Consider the following 20,759-nt stretch of genomic DNA (forward strand, 5'->3'; position numbering starts at 1 on the left):
GACAGCAGTATAAACATGTAGTAAGAAATGTATAATGAAAAATAAAAGCTCAAGTTTAACACTTGCAGTTATTTTTACACAATTAAGTAATCATAAAAGTTAGTGTAGGACCAGGTTATACAGTTTGATTTCTTTTAATATATGTTAATTGGTATAATATAAATATAGTTAAGGAGGTGTATTATGATTGGAAGTTTGGCTAAAGAAGAAAAAACAGCAGAGGCAGGAAAAACAGGTGATCAACTTGAAAAGTGTATTGGACCAACTTCACTGAATAGGGAGGTTTATTGCTCTACGCTTATCTACTATACATTAAAAGAGTTATAGCATTTCTCATAATAGTCCGAATAGGTCATAGGAAGGCAGAATCAACAGCACGACGAAAGGATTCGAATAGAGGAATGTTTTTCCTGGCTCTGTTTTTTATAGCAAACCAATGATGCTCAATTTTGTTAAAATCTGGAGAATAAGGCGGCAGATACAAAATTTCTGCACCGACTCCTTTAGCGAGCTTGATAAGCTTATCAGACTTATGAAAAGTAGCATTATCAAGAATGACAGTTTGTCCAGGTTCTAAGATCGGTGCCAAAAATTGCTCAAACCATCCATTAAAAATATCCATATTACAGTGGCCTTCAAATGTTAATGGAGCAACTATCTTTCTTCTACTTAAAGCTGCAACCATACTGATTCGTTGAGTTTTTTTTCCAGATTTTAGGGCATAAAATCGCTGTCCTTTCTGGCAATACCCATATGGATAGTCCTCCGTGTTATCAATCCCAGACTCATCTATATACACTAAGTTTTCTGGTTCTTTTGTTGCTATAATTTTTAAGAATTCAGCACGTTTTTCTTCGTTCCTTTCCTTGTATCCATATGTCTTTTTTTGCGCGTAAATCCAATTTTTCTGAGAGCTCGGTGGATCGTTTGGATACTAACGTTGCCCCAAAGTTTAGCCATTTCCGACAGAGTTTTTCTACCGTGTTTTTTAGCAAATTCGATAAACTTATTCCAGTCGATAATTTTCTGATTGTAACCTCCATTACCGAGTTTTTTTGACTGAAAGTCGCCTGTTTCTTTTTTTCTTTGCTGCCACTCCCACAAAGTAGTTCGTCCAATTTTAAATCTTGCTGCCACTGCTTCTCTGCTTTCCCCTTCGTCTAGTGCTTCCATTGCTTTTTTTCTTAAATCATAACTATATGCTGCCGGCATCCAACCTCCTTATCGCCATCTATCCTTATCTTATCATATCCGGACTTCTGTGGAAAGAGCTATATATTCACAATTAGGTGATATCTCTTATGCTAATAAAACAAGATCAGAAAAAGAAATAATCAATTTTTATGTTCTACCTCAATTTGCACGTTTTAAAGAAATTATTGATGAAGATATAAAAAAAGATCCTTCGTTTGCAAATTCTGCTATTGTAAAGTTTTGCTCCTCAATTATAAAAAATAACAAATTACTTAAAGAATTAGAAGAAGTTAGTATTCCTGCCAAAAACTCTAGTGTAAAGGCAAGGGTAAGCTTTCAACTGAAAAATCTGAAAGAAAAGGTGTGGTTCTTAAGAGAACTAAAGGAAAAAAAGAATTTCACTTACGTGCAGGGGGCTTTTGGGGATGGGTGGAGTTTTTATGACCTAATAAACGATAGAGATTTTAAACAAACGTACATAGATAAAGCAGTAACAGAGTCTGCTAATAAGAGCTTTAAGGAAGATATAGATAAATGCATAGAGTTGGCAGAGCAGGGAAAAAAAACTGCAAGTAAATATTTTGAGAGGAAAGACGTAGAGCTTCAAGCTTATTACACAGAAACTGATAATGCTCATAGAGTTTTGAATGTTAACCTTATTAATTACAATAAAAGTGAGCCAACAAGAATTAGTGACATTTTACAGCAAGAGAAAGATATTAAAAAATTGAATATCTATTGCAATAAAAAACATGAAATATACGCTTATCAAGAAGATAAGAAAAGATATTATGAATTTAAAGAAGGCACATGTTATGAAATGACAAGCACTTGGCCTATAAAGGATGAGTTCGGGAATGTTTCAATTTGTACCATGATTATGAATGTGAGTAGCGGTCGCATAACTGAAGTACTAAAATTTAATGGTGAAGATTTTGTTTCATCGGAGGAGATCTTAGAATTGATAAAGCAAAATGATGAATTATATATTCAAAGTCTCTCCTTATATGATGCTGTACTAGAAAAGGGTAAGGCTGCTGATGTTGTGCCTACTGCTAATAACAATTTTCAAAATGAATCTATAGTGGCCTATCGCAAGGAACCAGAGGGGGAATTAGACCCTAAAGTTGATGCTGACAATAGCCTTCCTCCTTCTATTAATAGCAATGCATCAACTCAAACGGAAGTCAATTTACAACACACTGAAACTCAAACAGAAGTTGCTTCACAACAAATCGAAACTAAAACGGAAGTCAATTTACAGCACACTGGAACTCAGACAGAATTTGCTTCACAACAAATGGATGAATTGATTTTAAATAATCAGATGCTGTCCGAAAAAAACGTTGAATTGAAGCAAGAAATGTCAAATTTGAAAAAAGAAGCTGTTGAATTGAAGCAAGAAATAGAAGCAGGGTTGCAAGTGATAAATAAAAAGCACCATGAATTAATACAAGAAAATCAGCGACTACAGGAGAAACTAGAAACAACCCAAGCAGAAGCTAATCAAACAATTGTAAAGTTAGAGAAGCAGAATAGCGATTTACAAGACAGGTTTGAAAAAGAGGAGCAAAAAAACACGGAATTGCAAACTGAACTGGCACAAAAAAATGAAGAATTAGCAGGTGTGTTAAAAGAGCTACAAGGGAAAGCACAAGAACTTAAAGGTGTATATGAAGAAAAAAGAAAGCTAAAGGAAGAGCTGAAAATTGTTAATGCAGGAAAGAAGAATTTGGAAAAAGAGCTAAATCAAGCACGAGAAGATGCGGAACAGATAATGGTTGAACGACGCCAGCAGAAAGAGCGCTTGAAAGATCAGCTAAGAGAATTAGATCAGGAATATAAGGTACAAGTAGAAATTGGGCAAAAGATTAAAGAATCAGATAGGCAGGATAGCGATTTACAAGATACACTTGGAGAAGAGAGACTAAAACTCAACATTGAAGAACTAGAAAACGAGTACGAGGAATTTCCAGGAGATAAGGTGCTTACACTTGAACTCACTAAAGATGAAGATAAAGTCGAAGAGTTAAGAAACGAGCTAGAGCGTGAGAAAGAAAAGTGTAAACAATTATTAGAAGAAGAAAATGAATGGGGTGATGAATTGGTAGGAATGCTTGATGGACTGGAAGAAAAAATTCGTGCTGATGAACAAAGGAGCTTCAACAATCAATTAACGGGAGAAATTTCTAATGAGTCTGGTAATGCTCCACGACAGAAGAAAAGGTTATCCAAATCTTCAAGCGTTGATAATGAGTCTTATGTTCCACTGAGAGAGAAGACAACATTACTCAGATCTTTAAGCGTTGATAGTGGACTTGATAGCGATGAAGAAAATTGTGATAATGATTTATCTTTCAACATAAGTCCTATAAGTTCTATTGAGAAGGTGGCAGAGAGTAGAAACGTAGGTAGGGTATCATTGTGAAGATGGTTGGGGTTAAGTTGCAACTTAAGTGGGGCGCAAAAGGTCTTTTGTGTTGATAATAATTTAAAATCTATAGTAGACTAAAAAAGATTATTAAATTATAATATAACATATGATAAAAGACGAGAAATCGAAAACAATTTTTGAAGTGGAAGGGGCAGTAACTGCTTTACTACCTGCAGCAGAATTTAGAGTGAAACTGGACAATGAACATGAGATTATCTGTCATGTATCAGGGAAAGTGAGAAGAAGTAAAATACGCATCATTATAGGGGATAGGGTGTTAGTTGAGATGAGCATTTACGATAGGAATGCGAGAAAGGGTAGGATCATTAGAAGGCTTAAAGGTACAAGTGACAGAACGATCTCTAAATAATCTTATTCTTGCTTCATCATCGAAAAGGCGTATAGCTTTACTAAAACAAATAAACATTGAGCCAGGTTTAATTTTGCCAGCAGATATAGATGAAGCCCCTTTAAAAAAGGAACTTCCGAAGGATTACTCAATCCGTATGGCAAAAAGTAAAGCGGAGAAAATACAAAGCTCAAATCCAAATTACTTTGTGCTTGGTGTTGATACAGTTGTTGCTTGTGGTAGAAGGATATTGCTCAAAGCTGAAAACGTTGAGCAAGCAGAAAAATGTATCCGCTTGTTATCAGGAAGAAGGCATAGAGTATACACCAGTGTATGTCTATTAACTCCCGATCAATCTAAACAACATATCAGGACTGTGGTTACAATAGTGAAATTTAAACGTCTCAGTGAACAAGAAATTAAGTATTATTTAGCATCAGAAGAGTGGAAAAATAGGGCGGGGGGATGCAATATACAAGGCCTAGCTGGAGTGTTCGTATTGTTCTTACGCGGCTCCTACTCTTCCGTTATAGGGTTACCATTACATGAAACCTATTGTTTGCTAAGCAATTATTTTAACTTCAATTTATATTGAAATACCTTTATTAGTATCTTTTTTTTGTTGTGACTCAGCAACCTGTTTAGCCCAATCTAGTGGTCTTTTATTTCTGTTAGCTAATGCAATTCTATTGCGATCATAACCATCAGTGTGTTCTGTTAAAGTATCTCCTCTTTCTTCTTCTATTACTCCAGCTTTCAGTTGTGCTTCATCTTTCTCTAGTAATTTATATAGTTCGCTATTTTTATCTACAGTTGGATTAGTGTCATTATTTTCTCGTTCTGCCACTGTTTTTTCTAACCACTTACGTATAGGGTCATATTGTTTACCTTCTCCTATCTTTTCTAAAATGTTTTCTGAGAATGAATCTTTAGGAATATTTTCTTTAGTAGCCTGTTGTGCCGGTTCTCTTAACCCTTTATCCGGGTTTCCCAATGCTCCTTTTAACTCACTCGTATCTCCGATTTCTTTTGGTTCAATGTTTTCTAAGCTCTTCTTTAACTGTTCAGGATTTACTTGAGATTGTTCATTATTGTCATGAGTTGGAGATGAATAGCCCGAATCGTTTGCTTTTATGTCTGTTGAGCTGTCTTTTAGCAACCCAACTTCTCTCAAGCGTTTTTTAGTTTCTTCGCTAATCTGACTCTGATCAGCTGGTTTTAACCCGAGATTTTCTTGACCTAATGTATTTTTAAGTTCTTCAAATAGAGTTAGATTACTTTGTCTAATATGTTCTTCTAATTTCCTTCCTACCTGTTTTAAATCTGTTTGAGATTTACTATCACTATTAGTTGGAGATATATAGCCTGAATCACTTATACTATTTGGTGTTGAAGCAGAGACACTAACAGTTGGACCTTCCACTATTTTTACATCTGCTAAATCGTCTTTTTGCAATCCATCTTCTTTATCTTGTGACAGTTTATCAGTAGGATCAACTTGCCTTAATCCTCTATTATCCTGCTGTGATCTATCTCTGATTTCTTTAAGAAGATTTTCAGGTGGAGTTTGATCACTTTGTTCAATGTTCTCTAAGCTCTTCTTTAACTGTTCAGGATTTACTTGAGATTGTTCATTATTGTCATGAGTTGGAGATGAATAGCCCGAGTCACTTTTATTATTGAGTGCTGTAGCAGAGAGCGGCTGTTCACTTTCTTTCCACTTAGCATCACTAGCATCTTGGTTATCACTGTTATCTGGAGAAGATGAATAAGGAATTCTGTCCTTTAATGTCTCTAACGGTGATGGGTTATTTTTTCTACTTCCTGCAATTGATGCTTTTCTATCATCAACATCAATGTGCCGTAAGTTGTTTTTCTTGAAATTTCTGATGTCTTGTAACAGATCGCCTTTGCTATTTCCTTCTTGTTGCTGGGTTTTAGGTTGTTGCTGATCATTAGGTGTTTGCTCACTTCTATCTGGTTTTTGGCTTCCAGGTACAGCATGTCCAAATGTAGGATTGTCATACCGTTCATCTTCTTGCCTATTATCTTGATTGTGGCTTACAGACTTGGTGAAAGTAGAACTATCTGAAGAATCAGAAGTTGCACCTTTTTGCTGATTATTAGGTGTTTGCTCATTTTCGCGCAAGTCATCTGGTTTTTGGCTTCCAGATTTGGCTCCCCCTTGCTCATCGAAAACACCTTTTTTAGGTGGTAGTGAACTAGTTCTAGGTGGAAGTGGCGGAGGAGTTTTTTTGTTCTGAGGATTCTCCTCAAAAAGCGATTGTAGGTTATAAACTTGACCTCCCGAATTTGCTTCTCGTGCTGCTTGTCTAAGCTCACGCTTTTCTTTAGCCTCCTGAGAATTAATTTTATCATCAAAATCTTTTCCAATTCCGCTATCGTAAGACTGCCTTCTGCTGTTAGATTGTGGTCCAAAATGTGAATGGTGATCTTCTTTTTTTCGAGTTATATCAGTAGCTTGAACGCTAACATCTCTATTAACATCAATTCTTGTTGTAGTTTCAGATGATAGCTCGTTACTGTCTTTATTATGTTGCACCTCATTCACTTTTCCTTGTCCTTTCTCCCTGAATTGTATTTCATGCAAGAATAAACCACCTATTTTTACATCTCTGTTTACTTCTAACCGTTCTAGAGAAAAATCATCACCTTTAACAAGGTCTACACCGTTAGCATCAATCTTAATTTTGATCTTACATTCCTTCCCCTCCGCATACCACTTTAAAGTCATTTCATATGAACCATCAGTTACGACATAATGTCTTATTTTTTTCCCTTCTTCCTCGGCAACAAAACCATGCATTCCGCTCTTTCCATCACTATGCAATGTTGAAAATCCCGAGATTTCATTCTTCTCACAAAAATCACTGTTTAAAAATTCGCTGATTTTAAACTCTTTTTTGTTATTTCCCAGCGTAATACTTGCGTGATTACCGTATATTGAAACTCCTGCAACATCATCAACATACTCTTTCAACCTTTCTTTAACTTCACTTTCAAGGTCTTGTCCAGCTTTCTTTGTCTTGTCGCATTTCTGAAGAATAACTCCATATGCTTTATCTTTGTTTTCTTCTTCGTCCCAATTCCAGTTGGCGTGTTTTGTTAAAAACTTTACTGTGTTAAAATCAACTCTAGCATTATAAATTGGGTCGTCTTCCTTTCTTATTTTATCAAATAAAGGAAAAATTTCTTGAATGCGCTCATTATAAATGTGTTCTTGTTGTGTATCGTTAGTGCCCATATATCCCTCACTAATAACCCTCTGCCTTTAGTTCTAGCTAATACTAGCTAATATAATTATCACAAGCATTGGTTGAATTTTTATTAAGGAAGGTTGTGTTACTAATGTGATGACACAAGCTATTTTATGGTAACATCAAACGATTTAAGTTGTCATTCCAGTCTGGAATCCAGCCTTTCACGAACCCCATCAAAAATGTTGTGTTTTAACATAAGATTAGCTACTTTTATGCTCACTAACTTAGTGCCAATCAAGATTCCTGGATCCCAGTGTCTGGGCACTGGGATGACATCCTTCTTGGCGGAAATCACTCTTATATCACAACAGCTGCATAGCCTAAATTGCTTTAGCTATAGCTCTGTTTTTGCAACTTCAAATATCTGCTACTCATAGTAAACACTTCTGGATCTTGAGAGGTTAGCTTGAGTATAGCGAGTATGTTGATAAACAACAAAGCAGCAATCGAGATATCAGCAACATCCCATAGCAACCGGACTTTACCTATCGCACCAAGCGGAATGATCATGGTAAAAATTACAATCCAGATTTTAGTGTATTTATTATCCATAGACACATAGCGTATTGTCTGTTTTGAGCAAAAAAACCAAGTAAAAATAGTAGTAAAAGCAAAACAAAACATTATGGCCATAATTAAATAGTCAATATAAGGCCAATTCATTGCCTTTCTAAAAGCAAATATGCACATGTTAGTGCTCTCTAAATCAGTAATCCAAGAATCTGTGACAAGCAGTACCATTGTTGTAATAAACACTATAAACGCAACTATAAAAGGCGATATTATCGTAATTAGACTCTGCTCAATAATAAATTTATTGTTATTTTTCTTAGGAACAATTGAAGAATGTACGATTCCTTCAAGGCCAAGCCCTATATCTGTTGCAAAAATACCTCGCAAAGTTCCAACTTGAATAATAGTCAACATTTCTAAAATCAAACCTAAAGATAAACCAGAGTTAAAGCTACTGGTTGTAAAAAAACTGCTTGTTATTAGTTTTAGAGAAGGAAGAATATTTTCACTAAATTTAAATAATATGATACCGCAAAGTGTGAGGTAACTTACCGTCATTATTGGTATCATAGCCGATATAAAAATTTTAATTTTTTTTAAGCTGAGAGCTGCAACAACAAAAAATATTATGGCCATTACAATGCCACCAATGACTACAGGCACATCTATCATGTTAAGTGGTATTGATAGAGAATTTACCTGAACAAGGTTACCAACTGTTATTGAAACCATTATCATAACAACTAGAAACACAATTGTAGCTTTTCTAGAGTTAAATGCATCAGCCATGTAGGCTACAGGGCCACCTATAAACCGTCCGTTCTTTTCCTTTCTGGTTTTTATACTTAGATAACAAGTGACATATTTTATCACAGAAGTGATAACAATAATTATCGCCATCCACAAAATAGAGCCCGGTCCTCCGGTTTTTAGAGCAACAGCAGTTCCTGAAATATTTCCTACTCCCAAATTTCCCCCTAAAATTGTAAACAGAGCGGCTATAGAAGAAAATTTATTTTCTCCTTTTTTAGCTCCAAGGAGTGAAAGGGCGTATGGTAATCTAAATACCTGTAGCCATTTTAGTTTAATCGATAGGTAAACACCAGCAACTAGCATGAGTAATATTGTTGGCAGTAATAAAACAAACTTTACTGTATCCATCTGTAAAAGTGAGATTTTTATTTGAGTATACAACAAAAATTGAAAATACCTAACCTATTTTCTATGTATGACTTCGTTTCCGTCATTCTAGAAACCTTTTCTTGTCATCCAAGTAGCGTGACATATAACTGTACGAACATTGTAATATGGTACAATGTTAAGACGATGTCATCCCAGTGTCTGGGCACTGGGATGACATCTTTTTTCTTGGTACAAATTACTCTTATATCTCAATGTTCGTACAGTTAGTGCGTGACACTTGTATCTTTATGATGTGAGGCATTAGAGCTAAAATACCTCACAGGGAGGGTGAAGCTGATGCGACACTAATGCCATTAAGCCAGATTTTGCTTCCCTCCCATAGAGTTAAAGACTGAACAGTATCTTTTGGAATTATATCCCGTATTACAAGGTTAGTCTAAACTCTCAGTTTATTTATAGTCTTGGAGGCAATTTTATGCAAGTAAATGCTATTTTGGGTGTGGATATTTCAAAAAAGAAATTTGATGTTTGTTTGTTAGTGGACAGTAAAAAACGACACAAAGTCTTTCAAAATAATCAAGATGGTTTTGCAAAACTTGTAGTTTGGTGCAATGGCCATGGAGCAAATCTTACTCATTTATGTCTTGAAGCAACTAGTTGGTATGGAGAAGATTTGGCTACTTTTATGCATGATTTAGGACATAATGTCAGTATAGTAAACCCAGAAAGCTTTTGGCAAAAGTGAGCTGCTCAGAAATAAGACAGATAAATCAGATGCAGCTATGATAGCTAGATTTTGTATCGCCAACAAACCTGCTCTTTGGAAGCCCATTGCACCTGAAATGAGGCATTTGAGGGCGTTGCATGCAATCGCTAAAAGATGATAAGGTGCAACAGACAAATCGCTTGGAAAACAAAAATATGCATTCCAGTTGCAAAGAAGCTATATCTAAAGTAATTTTGGCAATAGAGGAGCAAATTATTGTTCTCGAAAAAGAAATTAATGAGCATATAAATAACTATCCACATCTAAAAAATATGGTGGAAAACCTTAAGACTATAAAAGGTATAGGATATCTTACTGCTGTTGCTGTTGTCGCAGAAATGCCATCAGTTGATAACTTTGACAATGCTAAACAATTTACAGCTTTTGCTGCCAGGACATTATCAATCGGGATCGTCAGTAAGTAAGAGAAGTTGCATATGCAAAATAGGATCTGAGCGTATTCGAAAAGCTCTTTATATGCCAGCTATAGTAGTCAAAAACCATAATAATCATTTTCAAAAGTTTTGTCAGCGTCTAGCAAGTAAAGGCAAATGTCCAAAAGTCATAGTTCTTGCGTTAATGCGAAAATTAATGCATGTCTTTTTTGGTATTCTTAAAAAGAATCAACCATTTAATTGTAATTTTGTTGGATAATTTGTTTGACAGCAGAGACAGTATCTGGGATCTAAATTTTTTATGTGAAACCATTATGTTTATATACTTGTAGGCCCAAGTTCCTCACATAGTGAACAAAAAAGTAAATGAGATTCCAGTGTCACGCGCTGGAATGACACCTACCCCATGAGAACTCTATTTTTCATACCACTCATTTATAAGTTTATTGATATCAGAATCTATAAAATCCTTTAATGGTTGCCTGATTTTTATCTCAACATTTTTAGGGATGCACCTATCTTTACATATCGCATAATTTATATGGAAGTTAAGGTCAATATACCCTTGATTTAAAAATATATTCATCTTAAAGGGAAATAATACCATATCCTCATATACGTTACTTACAAACGTCTCTCTCCCTACTTTATCTTTATGTTCCTTTGGAATAGGCCAGTGAATATTTATATCTGATGCATTACCTTTGTAACTAATAGACGTGGGAAGGCCAAAATCTCCAGGATCTTTATAATATATGTGCCAGCCTGGTTCTACTGTAACCTTTATTGCACCTTTAAGAGTGAAGCTTGCTTCATTTATCTCGCCAATAAGTAAATCAAATTTTGCAATTTCCTCGTCAGCATATAGTTGAGCGCAAGAAAAAAATAAAAATAATATTAAATATATATATATTTTCATTAAGGTAAATTTCTCCTTTTATAGAGAAAGTGATTTAGATTTTAATTATTACATTTAATAGCATTATATAGATTATTTATTAATATAGCATTATGCTATAGCTAAACTGACTTACAACAATCTGAAAAACGACAAATTCGTCATTCCGCTACTTGTTAGCGGAATCTATGCCGAGATACCGCGAATGAATCCACAACTGTACGAACATTGTGATTTTGGCCCATAAGGAGGGTGTCATCCCAGTGCTTGACACTGGGATCCAGGAATTTTATTAAGTTGGCAAGCATAAAAATAGCTGTTTTTTGTTAAAATACAATGTCTTGATGATTATGGAAATGCTGGATTCCAGTGTCAAGCACTGGAATGACATCATCCTTTTTCCTGAATTCCAGTGTCAGCTACTTTCATGACATCGTTTACTATGTGCCATATTGTAATGTTCGTACAGTTGTGGAATGAATCGCGGTATGACGTGTTAGCTATAGTATAAATATACTAGGGATTATAGTTCTTTTATGCTGCCTTTTTGTTATTAGACAACCACAATATAAAGGCATGAAACGGATGCAAACAGTAGTGCATTTCTGCACCAAACGTATTACCTTTAACGAATAGTAAAATGTGAGATTTTTTGGAACTACCGTGGAGCAATTGCTCCACGGTTTCATTCTACTTAGAATCCACCCATGCCACTCATTTCTCCTGCACCCATAGGAGATGAAGCATTTTCTTTGCTTGGTACATCAACTATCATAGATTCAGTAGTTATCAGCACACTCGCAACAGATACCGCTGTTTCAAAAGCAATACGCACCACTTTTGCTGGATCAATCACACCAGCTGTAAATGCATTAGCGTAATTCATAGCCTCAACGTTGTATATAAGCTCTTTATCATTCTGCTTAATCAAATAGTCAATTATAACAGCAGATTCAAGACCAGCATTTTTGACTAACCTTCTAATTGGAGCACTGAGAACTTTCTTGATAATGTTTATGCCTATTTGTTCCTCGTCACTTGCACCTTTTAATTTGTCGAGAACAGATGAAGCATAAAGAAGCGCAACCCCACCACCTGGAACTATACCTTCTTCAATTGCAGCTCTTGTTGCATGCAGCGCATCTTCGACTCTATCTCTACGTTCTTTAACTTCCACTTCAGTTGCTCCACCAACTTTGAGCACAGCAACGCCACCTGATAATTTCGCTAAACGTTCTCTTAGCTTTTCTTTATCATAATCAGAAGTTGAAGTTTCAATTTGAGATTTAATCTGCTCGATTCTAGCTTTCACACTGTCAGAATCGCTATTTTCGCTGACAACTGTGGTATTATCTTTAGTAATTTTAACATTTTTAGCCGTACCAAGATCATCAAGCGTGAGATCTTCCATCTTGATTCCAAGTTCATCTTTTATGACGTACTTAGCACCAGTTAAAGTTGCTATGTCTTCGAGCATCTCCTTTCTTCTGTCACCAAAACCTGGAGCTTTTACTGCAGCAACTTTTAAACCACCACGCAATTTATTGATAACTAAAGTGCTTAATGCTTCACCTTCGATATCCTCTGCAATAATAACCAAAGGTTTACCAGATTTAACAATAGCTTCAAGAATAGGAAGTAAAGGTTGAATAATATTTAATTTTTTCTCTGTAATTAATAGATAAGGATTATCAAGCTCCACGATCATTTTTTCATTATTTGTAATAAAATACGGAGAGAGATAACCGCGATCAAATTGCATGCCAGTAGTCAGCTCAACTTCTAACTCTTTTGAACCTTTACTCTCTTCAACAGTTATTACACCCTCTTTTCCAACTTTTTTCACGGAATCAGCAATACTGTTACCTATATCCTTATCACCATTTGCAGATATTATTGCAACTTGTGCCACTTCGTCTATTTTCTCTAGAGAAATTGTACGAGACATTGACGTAATTTCCTTTAATATTACATCTTTTGCCTTCTGTATTCCGTTTTTAATACCAACACGATCGTTTCCAGCAGCAATTGATTTTGAAGCTTCCATTATCATGTTGCTAGTTAGTATTGAGCACGTTGTTGTACCATCACCAACTTTATCGTTACATTGAGAACAACTTTGTGCAAAGATGCTTGCTATTACAGCGTTTAATGGTTTTTCAGGCTTGATACCCTTCATCACCTTATAACCATCTTTTGTAATTTCTGGTGCTCCATAGGGCTTATTAATCCCTACTGTTTTTCCTCTAGGTCCCGCAGTTATTGCCACCGTTGAGTCTACTATTGCTGCGACTTCACGAAAGGCTTCTTGCAACTGCTCACCTGATACTACTACATTAGTCATTTTTATCACCTCTTGTTAATAAAAAATTTAGAAAACTATAATAAAATCATTCACAATGCGTCATGTTGCGCTTTGTTTAAGTTTAGTAAAATAAAGACTGCTATTTAATGACAGCAAGTATATCGGACTCTTTCATCACGATAAGCTTTTCATCATTATGTTCTATTTCTGTACCAGCCCATTGACGATAGAACACTTTATCACCAGCTTTCACAGTTAAAGTTACGCGTTCGCCACTTGAATTGCGTGAACCTTCACCAATTGCTATAACTTCACCTTTAGTAGGTTTCTTTTCAGCACTTGATGGAAGCACAATTCCACCTTGCTTTTCTTCGCTAATAGGCTTGATCAGCACGCTATCATCTAATACATTTAAACTTATACTTGACATTTGTTTTTCCTCATCAACAAATTAACTTATAAGTTTATATATATATACTCGTAAGTTAGATTTCAAGGGCTGGAGCTTGTAAAATATGCACGCCATTATAAAATATGCACGCCAAAAGCAGTTTCTAAAAGAGCCTAATGTTATATAATAAAATTTAGATTTATTTATAGAGATTTCATGAGTTATATACCATTTTTAAGTCGTGGTGTGATAGTGCTATATGGGCCTGACACTAGAGATTTTCTGCAGGGTATTATAACCAATGATATTAATAAGTTGGATAGCCAAAAAGCCATTTACTCTTTATTGCTTAGCCCTCAGGGAAAATATCTATATGATTTTTTTCTTATTGAATATGGTAAATACACCCTCTTAGAGTGCGAAAACATGCACTTGCAGCAAATAATCGAGAAACTGGATTTGCTTAAAACTTACTTGAGAGTGAAGATTAAAGACGTTAGCGCACTATATAAGGTTGGAGTTTTGTTTAATACTAAGTTGGCGGAGTGTAGTGGTAAGTCACAAGTTATTTTTCAAGATCCAAGGCACAAGCTGCTAGGAATGAGGATCATACATAAAGATGAAATAAAAGAGCCGGTTGGGGATTTTACTCAGTATGAAAAAGTTAGAATTCAAAATCTCGTTCCAGATGGAGCGAAAGATATGGTGCAGAATTCATCGTTTCCGCTGCAATTTTTAATCGATAAGGTAAACGGTATAAGCTTTAATAAGGGGTGTTATATAGGTCAGGAAGTTGTAAATCGAATGAGCAGACAAGAAATATTCAGAAGAAAACTTTACCTTGTTGAGGGGGATAACGCACTTCCAGATATTGGCACTAAAGTGACAAATGAAAACAATGAGGAAATAGGGGAACTGCGCTCTAGTGTAGACAACATTGGATTTGCATTGCTTAATACTGGAAAGAGCCATGCAAATTTATATGCAGATGGAGTTAGGTGCGTTAAGACGTTGAAGTCTTAAGGTAGCGCATATAGAAACGAAAAAACTTACTTGACACCCTTCGCCAGCGCCCTTATCATGATAGTGAAGCTATTGTATTTGCTTTCGCCAATCTGCAGATTAAAAGGTAAGGATTACTTAATGTATCGGCGTCTTATGTTCAATTTTTTGCAGTATATAGATACTGTATGTCTTTACAAAACTTCATCTACATCTAGATTTTTATCTAAATAAGCTGAACGCGCTTATAAAGCGTTACAAGACATCAAAAAATGCCAATACTCGACAGAGATAGTAAAAGACTAGCTAACTCGGGGATTCTTTGTCTTTTTTTCTGCTTGGTAAATTTCTTAAACATTTGCAGCGTAAGTTAGTTGCAATTAAAAGCGGCTGAATCTCGCTTGTCAAGCGTTTAAAACATAAAAAACGCCAATATTTTAAAGCGGATAATAACCACGGGGCTTCTTTTGCCTTTTTTTTCGTTTGGTAAATTTTTTAACGTTTATGGCTAAGCGACAGCCGTCATCCCGCTGCTTGTTAGCGGGATCTCTTGTTAGCGCCGCGGCGGTATGACGGTTCGTGGCGGCGTGACGATAAGCTCGTCATCCCGCTACTTGTTAGCGGCTAAGAGATACCGCGAATGAATCGCGGTATGACGGTTAAGTAGGGTGTCATCCCAGTGTCACGCACTGGGATGACATTATAGGAGCACTGGGATGACACCCTCTTGGATGGAAATCAGTGTCAGATAATTTCATGACACCAGTTGTTGTAAACTCACTTTTTCTCGATTTTTTGGTTTATCTTGTCTACCTATTTTGCCACTCTGCTGAACAGATACACTCAACTAATGGTCAATACATCTTCTATTAAAAATTGTACAAATTCATTGCCATTCCAGTAATTCATAGAGATTTTACCCAAAATAGCTTTAACATTACCCTGCATGATAGCATAGCCAAGATGAGTATTTGCAGAACGAAATGCAATAGCTCTTACCATAACATTATCATCAGCAATAAAACATTTTATATGGTCAACTCCTATAACTTCAGGCTTTCTTATCTTTGCTCCTTGGATAATAAACCTTGGTTCAGGATTTCCAACTCCAAATGGTCCCAAGCGTTGCAATTGATTCCATAAAGACAAATTTATTGCTTTAGCAGTTACTATACTATCAGCTTTTAAAGTTTTCTCATTTATAGAGTTTGAAAATCTTTCAGTAAAAAAATCATGCAAATCATTTATTTTGTCTTCTTTAATTGAAAATCCTGCCGCCATACTATGGCCACCACCTTCAATAATCAAATTTATAAACTTTGCGGAAAGGACTGCAGCACCGATATCAACTCCCAAAATTGATCTACAGCTTGCTTTTCCTATTCCATTATTTAAAGATATCACTACTGTTGGCAAGTGAAACTGCTCCTTTAGCCTTGATGCAATTATACCAATTATTCCCTGGTGCCAATTGCCACTTATCATTATAAAATTCGCACCTGATTGGGCAGACTTTTCCGCTTGTGCTGTAGCTTCCAAGAGAGCCTCATTTTCTAACACTTTTCTTGCATTATTCAAATCTATTAATTTTAGCGCGATTGAATGTGCCTCTTCATCATCATCGGTGGAAAGCAACCTTGCACCAAGCGATGCTTCTCCAATTCTTCCTCCAGCATTTATGCACGGTCCAATGCTAAACCCCAACCGCGAAACACTTGGTTTTTCAAGGATTCCCAAAGCATCAAATAAAACACGCAAGCCAACGTTTTTTCTTGTTGACATAACTTTTAATCCTTGTGAGACAAGTGCTCTATTGAGGCCTGTGATCTGCATAACATCACAGACAGTTCCCAGGGCAACCAAATCCAACAGATCAAATAAATCTGGTTCTTTTTTGTTGGTAAAAAATCCTTGCTCACGTAGGCTTTTATTAAGAGCAACAATTAGCAGAAATGACACTCCAACTGCTGCTAGGTTATTATAAGGAGAGCTCTCATCAAGGCGGTTTGGATTCACAACTGCTACGGCGCTTGGTAATTTTTCCGTACCAAGGTGATGGTCAACAACTATAATATCAAGACCAAAAGCCTTTGCATCTTCTATTGGTTGATATGCAAGCGTACCACAATCAACGGAAATACATAAATCAATTCCATTCTTTTTAAGTTGTAATAAAGCATCTGTGTTTAATCCATAACCCTCATCAACACGATCTGGAATGTAGATTATAGAGTGTATATCGATTGCTCTCAGGTACCTGTTAATCAATGCTGACGACGTTGCACCATCAACATCATAGTCACCAAATATTGCAAGGTTTTCATCATTTTTTATTGCCCGTATTATACGAGAAACAGCTTTATCCATATCAAGAAGGTGAAAGGGATCTGGTAATAGCGATCTGATTAGTGGATATAAGAAGTCGCTTGCATTTTCTATGTTAACACCACGAGTAACCAATATTCTTGCTAATATTTCTGGTAACTCAAATCTCTGTGTAAGAGTTAAGATTTGCCTTTGATCTGCTTCTTGCAACTTCCACAATGCATTTGTTATGCTGCGCTTTTCAATTTCAAGTAGCATATTCTTTCTTTGTAAATAAAACTACTTTACCAGAATTTTTAAGCTTGTTCTATAATTGTATTAGACTTCTGCATAACCTAAACTAAGTAGAAAAAAGGTATCATCTAAGTAGCTGACACTGGTCTCCATCCAAGAGGGCAGTAGCCCCTTCGGTGTCATTCCAGCGCGTGACCAGGTCTTTTTAGCTATCATAGGATGACAGAAGCAGACACTCCACTTTGTCGTTCCAGTGCCTCCTTTTTTTGTCATTCCAGTGCCTTGACTATGATGGCTTTGTTGCATCGCTAGCTATGATGGATTAAAGATAAAAAAGGTGGAGAATATCAGTAGCTTATTATTCTGGTATTTATAACAAGAACGGTCAGTGAATACCTAAATTTGAGTAAAAGAAATTTCACTACCACTCACTAATCCGGCTAAAATTCAAGAATTTCAATGCTTTAGCTATTTTCAATAGAATTAAATTTATTAATATAAATAACAAGTTATAGCATTTCTCATAATAGTCCGAATAGGTCATAGGAAGGCAGAATCAACAGCACGACGAAAGGATTCGAATAGAGGAATGTTTTTCCTGGCTCTGTTTTTTATAGCAAACCAATGATGCTCAATTTTGTTAAAATCTGGAGAATAAGGCGGCAGATACAAAATTTCTGCACCGACTCCTTTAGCGAGCTTGATAAGCTTATCAGACTTATGAAAAGTAGCATTATCAAGAATGACAGTTTGTCCAGGTTCTAAGATCGGTGCCAAAAATTGCTCAAACCATCCATTAAAAATATCCATATTACAGTGGCCTTCAAATGTTAATGGAGCAACTATCTTTCTTCTACTTAAAGCTGCAACCATACTGATTCGTTGAGTTTTTTTTCCAGATTTTAGGGCATAAAATCGCTGTCCTTTCTGGCAATACCCATATGGATAGTCCTCCGTGTTATCAATCCCAGACTCATCTATATACACTAAGTTTTCTGGTTCTTTTGTTGCTATAATTTTTAAGAATTCAGCACGTTTTTCTTCGTTCCTTTCCTTGTATCCATATGTCTTTTTTTGCGCGTAAATCCAATTTTTCTGAGAGCTCGGTGGATCGTTTGGATACTAACGTTGCCCCAAAGTTTAGCCATTTCCGACAGAGTTTTTCTACCGTGTTTTTTAGCAAATTCGATAAACTTATTCCAGTCGATAATTTTCTGATTGTAACCTCCATTACCGAGTTTTTTTGACTGAAAGTCGCCTGTTTCTTTTTTTCTTTGCTGCCACTCCCACAAAGTAGTTCGTCCAATTTTAAATCTTGCTGCCACTGCTTCTCTGCTTTCCCCTTCGTCTAGTGCTTCCATTGCTTTTTTTCTTAAATCATAACTATATGCTGCCGGCATCCAACCTCCTTATCGCCATCTATCCTTATCTTATCATATCCGGACTTCTGTGGAAAGAGCTATACTATTCTTAAATTTGATCAGATTGATTGCAAAAAAAACAAGATTTTCAATAAGTTGCTTATAATCCTAATTATAGTTAGCCTTTCATAAGTATCGATGCAACAAAGCCCACTGGGATCCAGGAATTTTATTAAGTTGGTAAGCATAAAAGTGTTATGTAAAATACAACGTTCTTGATGGGATTGCGTGAAATGCTGGATCCCAATGTTTGGGCACTGGGATGACAAAGGAGGACAGTGTCAGCTACTCGGATGACAAAAAAAGGAGCACTGGGATGACATCATCCTTTTTTTGGGGTTCCAGCGTCACGCGCTACCTTCCGTATAAATATTAAAAAATTTACCAAATGAAAAAAAAGGCAAAAGAAGCCCCGTGGTTGGCTAATTACTTACATTATACTTTCAAGTATGGCGTTTTTTTATTCTAAACGCTTAATAACCGCGATTTAGTTGCTTTTAAGCCGCAACTAATCTAAATTATAAACATTAAGAAATTTACTAAACAGAAAAAAAGGCAAAAGAAACCCTAGGGTAGCTAGTTATTCACTATCCATTTTTTAAATCGGCGTTTTTTGATGTTTTAAATGCTTTATAAGCGCATTTCAGCTTATATTAGGTAAAAACCTAGAAATTTTATAAAGACATAAGGTGCACATAGTGCAAAAAATTAAACATGGGACGCCAGATACGTGAGTTTTTTTGTCATTTAATCTGTACAGAGAAGATAAATAAATAGCTTCAGTTTCATGATAAGGGGGCTGGCGGAGTTTGTCAAGGAAGTTTTTTTTGTTTCTATGGGTCAGTTGGTACGCGCTTTGCCTTTTAACAGATGTAAAAGCACAATTATTACGAACAACATTCCACCAACAACTGATATAGCGCCACCTATAATGAAGCACGTGCGTGCTAACATTGATGAAATACTTGGCAGATCTGCAACCTTCCTTAAAGCACCATATCCACCAAGCCACACAAGACCAGTGATATGGAGAAAATGCCCTATACTGTAGGCATAAATCTGTAATCTTACCATGGAACCTTTTATCTCTTTAAAGTTTAATTTGGGTAACAGCCAATAAATGAAATTCATAAAAGCTATAGTGATCCCAACTACAGAACCGTGATAATGAGCGGGAATGGTGACATTTCCTTCAATAGTCAACACTCCGAGCACATCTCCATAAGTGAACAACAAAAATGAATGTAATAAATAGTTGCTTTTATCATTAATAAAAGTTCTGATGTTGCAGCACACTAATATTATCAAAAAGCACGGCAAAACTGCTCCAGCAATCCTCATATGCCAAGTAAAAAACTGTATTAACTTGGCACTATCAACTGGATAAACAAAATATACAAACGGTGCGCCTACAGCTAAAATCGTGTTTATAAATAGTGGTAAAATAGTAATTTTATTGCTTGAAGCTAAACTAACATCACTGATCATTAAATAGACTAAAAACATTCCTTGAGTAAAAGCAAACTGCAATAAATGTCCGCCTCCCCAAAAGAGATATTCGTAAAATAAATTATTATCTGAGTGATATAGACCTGGAGGCATATTATTATATGCTAAAACAAAGCAAAGAAATGACGATACAAGTATAATAACTAGCCCAATTTGCCCAACAGAGAGAAATGAAACCTTTTTTTTTGATGTGTATGCTAGCATTGTATTTACTAATATACTGGCAATAAATAAACTGAGTCCAAACAAAAATAATTTGTTTTGTAACACGGGAATATAATTACTTTTGATAACTTCAGTGTTTGGAACGAATGCGGATATAAACATGAGCAGCATCGAAAGGGTTGATAGAACCCATGAAAAGTTAAACCAACTATTGGTATTTTGTAGGTTTATGATAAAGAGCAGAGATATTATAGAGCACATCCACACTAAAATTGACAAGTTCACGTGTATTACCAGCGCATTATCAAAAATATATTGTGCAGAAGGAACAAGAGAGGAGATAAAAGGCAATCGTAGAAAAATAACAATTATTGACAGTAACCCAGAGCAAGCAAGAGCACATACTGCCAAGAACATCCATTTTCTACAGAGCG

General features: G+C 35.8%; 17 protein-coding genes and 1 pseudogene. 8 read left to right on the plus strand and 10 right to left on the minus strand.

Annotated elements, in window-relative coordinates; genetic code table 11:
• Positions 1-183 precede the first annotated feature (183 nt).
• Positions 184-327, plus strand: coding sequence for a hypothetical protein (locus ABWU40_RS04260; RefSeq protein ID WP_353279137.1), 144 nt, complete (start codon positions 184-186; stop codon positions 325-327).
• Positions 328-352: 25 nt separating this feature from the next.
• Here ABWU40_RS04260 and ABWU40_RS04265 read toward each other — a convergent pair.
• A protein-coding gene (locus ABWU40_RS04265; protein WP_156518142.1) for an IS630 family transposase occupies positions 353-1,212 on the minus strand; the annotation gives its coding sequence in 2 pieces (ribosomal slippage) (positions 353-888 and positions 888-1,212; 861 coding nt in all).
• A gap of 49 nt (positions 1,213-1,261) precedes the next feature.
• Between ABWU40_RS04265 and ABWU40_RS04270 the strand changes: the two genes are divergently transcribed.
• From ABWU40_RS04270 to ABWU40_RS04280, 3 genes are all read left to right on the plus strand, one after another.
• On the plus strand, positions 1,262-3,622 hold the full coding sequence (locus tag ABWU40_RS04270) for a hypothetical protein (protein WP_353279138.1): 2,361 nt from the start codon (positions 1,262-1,264) through the stop codon (positions 3,620-3,622).
• Positions 3,623-3,734: 112 nt separating this feature from the next.
• Positions 3,735-3,998, plus strand: a complete 264-nt coding sequence (gene infA, locus ABWU40_RS04275; RefSeq protein ID WP_007550159.1) for a translation initiation factor IF-1 — start codon at positions 3,735-3,737, stop codon at positions 3,996-3,998.
• Entirely contained in the window at positions 3,976-4,572 is a 597-nt protein-coding gene (locus tag ABWU40_RS04280; protein ID WP_007550161.1) for a Maf family nucleotide pyrophosphatase, read from the plus strand. The genes infA and ABWU40_RS04280 overlap by 23 nt, the downstream gene beginning before the upstream one ends.
• On the opposite strand, the gene ABWU40_RS04285 is transcribed toward ABWU40_RS04280, so the two are convergent.
• Positions 4,564-7,242 (minus strand): hypothetical protein, encoded by a 2,679-nt coding sequence (locus tag ABWU40_RS04285; RefSeq protein WP_174516893.1) that lies wholly within the window; start codon positions 7,240-7,242, stop codon positions 4,564-4,566. The genes ABWU40_RS04280 and ABWU40_RS04285 overlap by 9 nt on opposite strands.
• Positions 7,243-7,588: 346 nt before the next feature.
• Positions 7,589-8,932, minus strand: a complete 1,344-nt coding sequence (locus ABWU40_RS04290) for an alanine:cation symporter family protein (RefSeq protein ID WP_015589108.1) — start codon at positions 8,930-8,932, stop codon at positions 7,589-7,591.
• Between the two features lie 21 nt (positions 8,933-8,953).
• Here ABWU40_RS04290 and ABWU40_RS04295 point away from each other — a divergent pair, with 21 nt between their 5' ends.
• The 3 genes and pseudogenes from ABWU40_RS04295 (at position 8,954) to ABWU40_RS04305 (ending at position 10,334) form a co-directional block, all read left to right on the plus strand.
• Positions 8,954-9,181, plus strand: coding sequence for a hypothetical protein (locus ABWU40_RS04295; RefSeq protein WP_141456975.1), 228 nt, complete (start codon positions 8,954-8,956; stop codon positions 9,179-9,181).
• Between the two features lie 208 nt (positions 9,182-9,389).
• Positions 9,390-9,659 carry an IS110 family transposase gene (locus tag ABWU40_RS04300; RefSeq protein WP_007552972.1) on the plus strand — a complete coding sequence of 90 codons (270 nt, stop codon included), beginning with the start codon at positions 9,390-9,392 and terminating at the stop codon, positions 9,657-9,659.
• A gap of 359 nt (positions 9,660-10,018) precedes the next feature.
• A pseudogene (locus tag ABWU40_RS04305) lies at positions 10,019-10,334 on the plus strand (transposase).
• Positions 10,335-10,490: 156 nt separating this feature from the next.
• Here ABWU40_RS04305 and ABWU40_RS04310 read toward each other — a convergent pair.
• The 3 genes from ABWU40_RS04310 to ABWU40_RS04320 all read right to left on the minus strand — a co-directional run bounded on the left by ABWU40_RS04310 (position 10,491) and on the right by ABWU40_RS04320 (position 13,699).
• Positions 10,491-10,994 carry a protein-disulfide reductase DsbD domain-containing protein gene (locus tag ABWU40_RS04310; protein ID WP_015589109.1) on the minus strand — a complete coding sequence of 168 codons (504 nt, stop codon included), beginning with the start codon at positions 10,992-10,994 and terminating at the stop codon, positions 10,491-10,493.
• A 673-nt stretch (positions 10,995-11,667) separates the two neighbouring features.
• Complete coding sequence (groL, locus tag ABWU40_RS04315; RefSeq protein ID WP_141456977.1) at positions 11,668-13,317, minus strand: chaperonin GroEL; 1,650 nt, start codon at positions 13,315-13,317, stop codon at positions 11,668-11,670.
• 100 nt (positions 13,318-13,417) lie between these two features.
• Positions 13,418-13,699 (minus strand): co-chaperone GroES, encoded by a 282-nt coding sequence (locus ABWU40_RS04320; RefSeq protein WP_173862882.1) that lies wholly within the window; start codon positions 13,697-13,699, stop codon positions 13,418-13,420.
• Positions 13,700-13,885: 186 nt separating this feature from the next.
• On the opposite strand from ABWU40_RS04320, the gene ABWU40_RS04325 reads away from it, so the two are divergent.
• Positions 13,886-14,692: a YgfZ/GcvT domain-containing protein gene (locus ABWU40_RS04325; protein ID WP_015589111.1), complete on the plus strand. Its 807-nt coding sequence runs from the start codon at positions 13,886-13,888 to the stop codon at positions 14,690-14,692.
• A gap of 822 nt (positions 14,693-15,514) precedes the next feature.
• On the opposite strand, the gene recJ is transcribed toward ABWU40_RS04325, so the two are convergent.
• From recJ to ABWU40_RS04345, 4 genes are all read right to left on the minus strand, one after another.
• The gene (gene recJ, locus ABWU40_RS04330) at positions 15,515-17,254 is read right to left on the minus strand and encodes a single-stranded-DNA-specific exonuclease RecJ (RefSeq protein WP_353279139.1); all 1,740 of its coding nucleotides are present in this window, start codon (positions 17,252-17,254) and stop codon (positions 15,515-15,517) included.
• A 60-nt stretch (positions 17,255-17,314) separates the two neighbouring features.
• Complete coding sequence (locus ABWU40_RS04335; RefSeq protein ID WP_041573526.1) at positions 17,315-17,536, minus strand: hypothetical protein; 222 nt, start codon at positions 17,534-17,536, stop codon at positions 17,315-17,317.
• 234 nt (positions 17,537-17,770) lie between these two features.
• Positions 17,771-18,630, minus strand: a protein-coding gene (locus tag ABWU40_RS04340) for an IS630 family transposase (protein WP_156518142.1) whose coding sequence is annotated in 2 segments (ribosomal slippage) — positions 17,771-18,306 and positions 18,306-18,630 — 861 coding nt in all. Because the reading frame shifts where the segments join, the coding sequence is not laid out codon by codon here.
• An 861-nt stretch (positions 18,631-19,491) separates the two neighbouring features.
• The gene (locus ABWU40_RS04345) at positions 19,492-20,742 is read right to left on the minus strand and encodes a cbb3-type cytochrome c oxidase subunit I (RefSeq protein ID WP_353279442.1); all 1,251 of its coding nucleotides are present in this window, start codon (positions 20,740-20,742) and stop codon (positions 19,492-19,494) included.
• Positions 20,743-20,759: the final 17 nt, after the last annotated feature.

The organism is Wolbachia endosymbiont (group A) of Cydia amplana, assembly GCF_964028495.1.
In the GTDB taxonomy this organism is placed as follows: domain Bacteria; phylum Pseudomonadota; class Alphaproteobacteria; order Rickettsiales; family Anaplasmataceae; genus Wolbachia; species Wolbachia pipientis.

Coding starts and splice junctions, on each gene's coding strand:
- ABWU40_RS04310 (WP_015589109.1), bottom strand. CDS start 10,994: ATGAAAATATATATATATTTAATATTATTTTTATTTTTTTCTTGCGCT.
- ABWU40_RS04290 (WP_015589108.1), bottom strand. CDS start 8,932: ATGGATACAGTAAAGTTTGTTTTATTACTGCCAACAATATTACTCATG.
- ABWU40_RS04300 (WP_007552972.1), top strand. CDS start 9,390: ATGCAAGTAAATGCTATTTTGGGTGTGGATATTTCAAAAAAGAAATTT.
- infA (WP_007550159.1), top strand. CDS start 3,735: ATGATAAAAGACGAGAAATCGAAAACAATTTTTGAAGTGGAAGGGGCA.
- recJ (WP_353279139.1), bottom strand. CDS start 17,254: ATGCTACTTGAAATTGAAAAGCGCAGCATAACAAATGCATTGTGGAAG.
- ABWU40_RS04345 (WP_353279442.1), bottom strand. CDS start 20,742: ATGTTCTTGGCAGTATGTGCTCTTGCTTGCTCTGGGTTACTGTCAATA.
- groL (WP_141456977.1), bottom strand. CDS start 13,317: ATGACTAATGTAGTAGTATCAGGTGAGCAGTTGCAAGAAGCCTTTCGT.
- ABWU40_RS04260 (WP_353279137.1), top strand. CDS start 184: ATGATTGGAAGTTTGGCTAAAGAAGAAAAAACAGCAGAGGCAGGAAAA.
- ABWU40_RS04325 (WP_015589111.1), top strand. CDS start 13,886: ATGAGTTATATACCATTTTTAAGTCGTGGTGTGATAGTGCTATATGGG.
- ABWU40_RS04285 (WP_174516893.1), bottom strand. CDS start 7,242: ATGGGCACTAACGATACACAACAAGAACACATTTATAATGAGCGCATT.
- ABWU40_RS04335 (WP_041573526.1), bottom strand. CDS start 17,536: ATGCAACAAAGCCATCATAGTCAAGGCACTGGAATGACAAAAAAAGGA.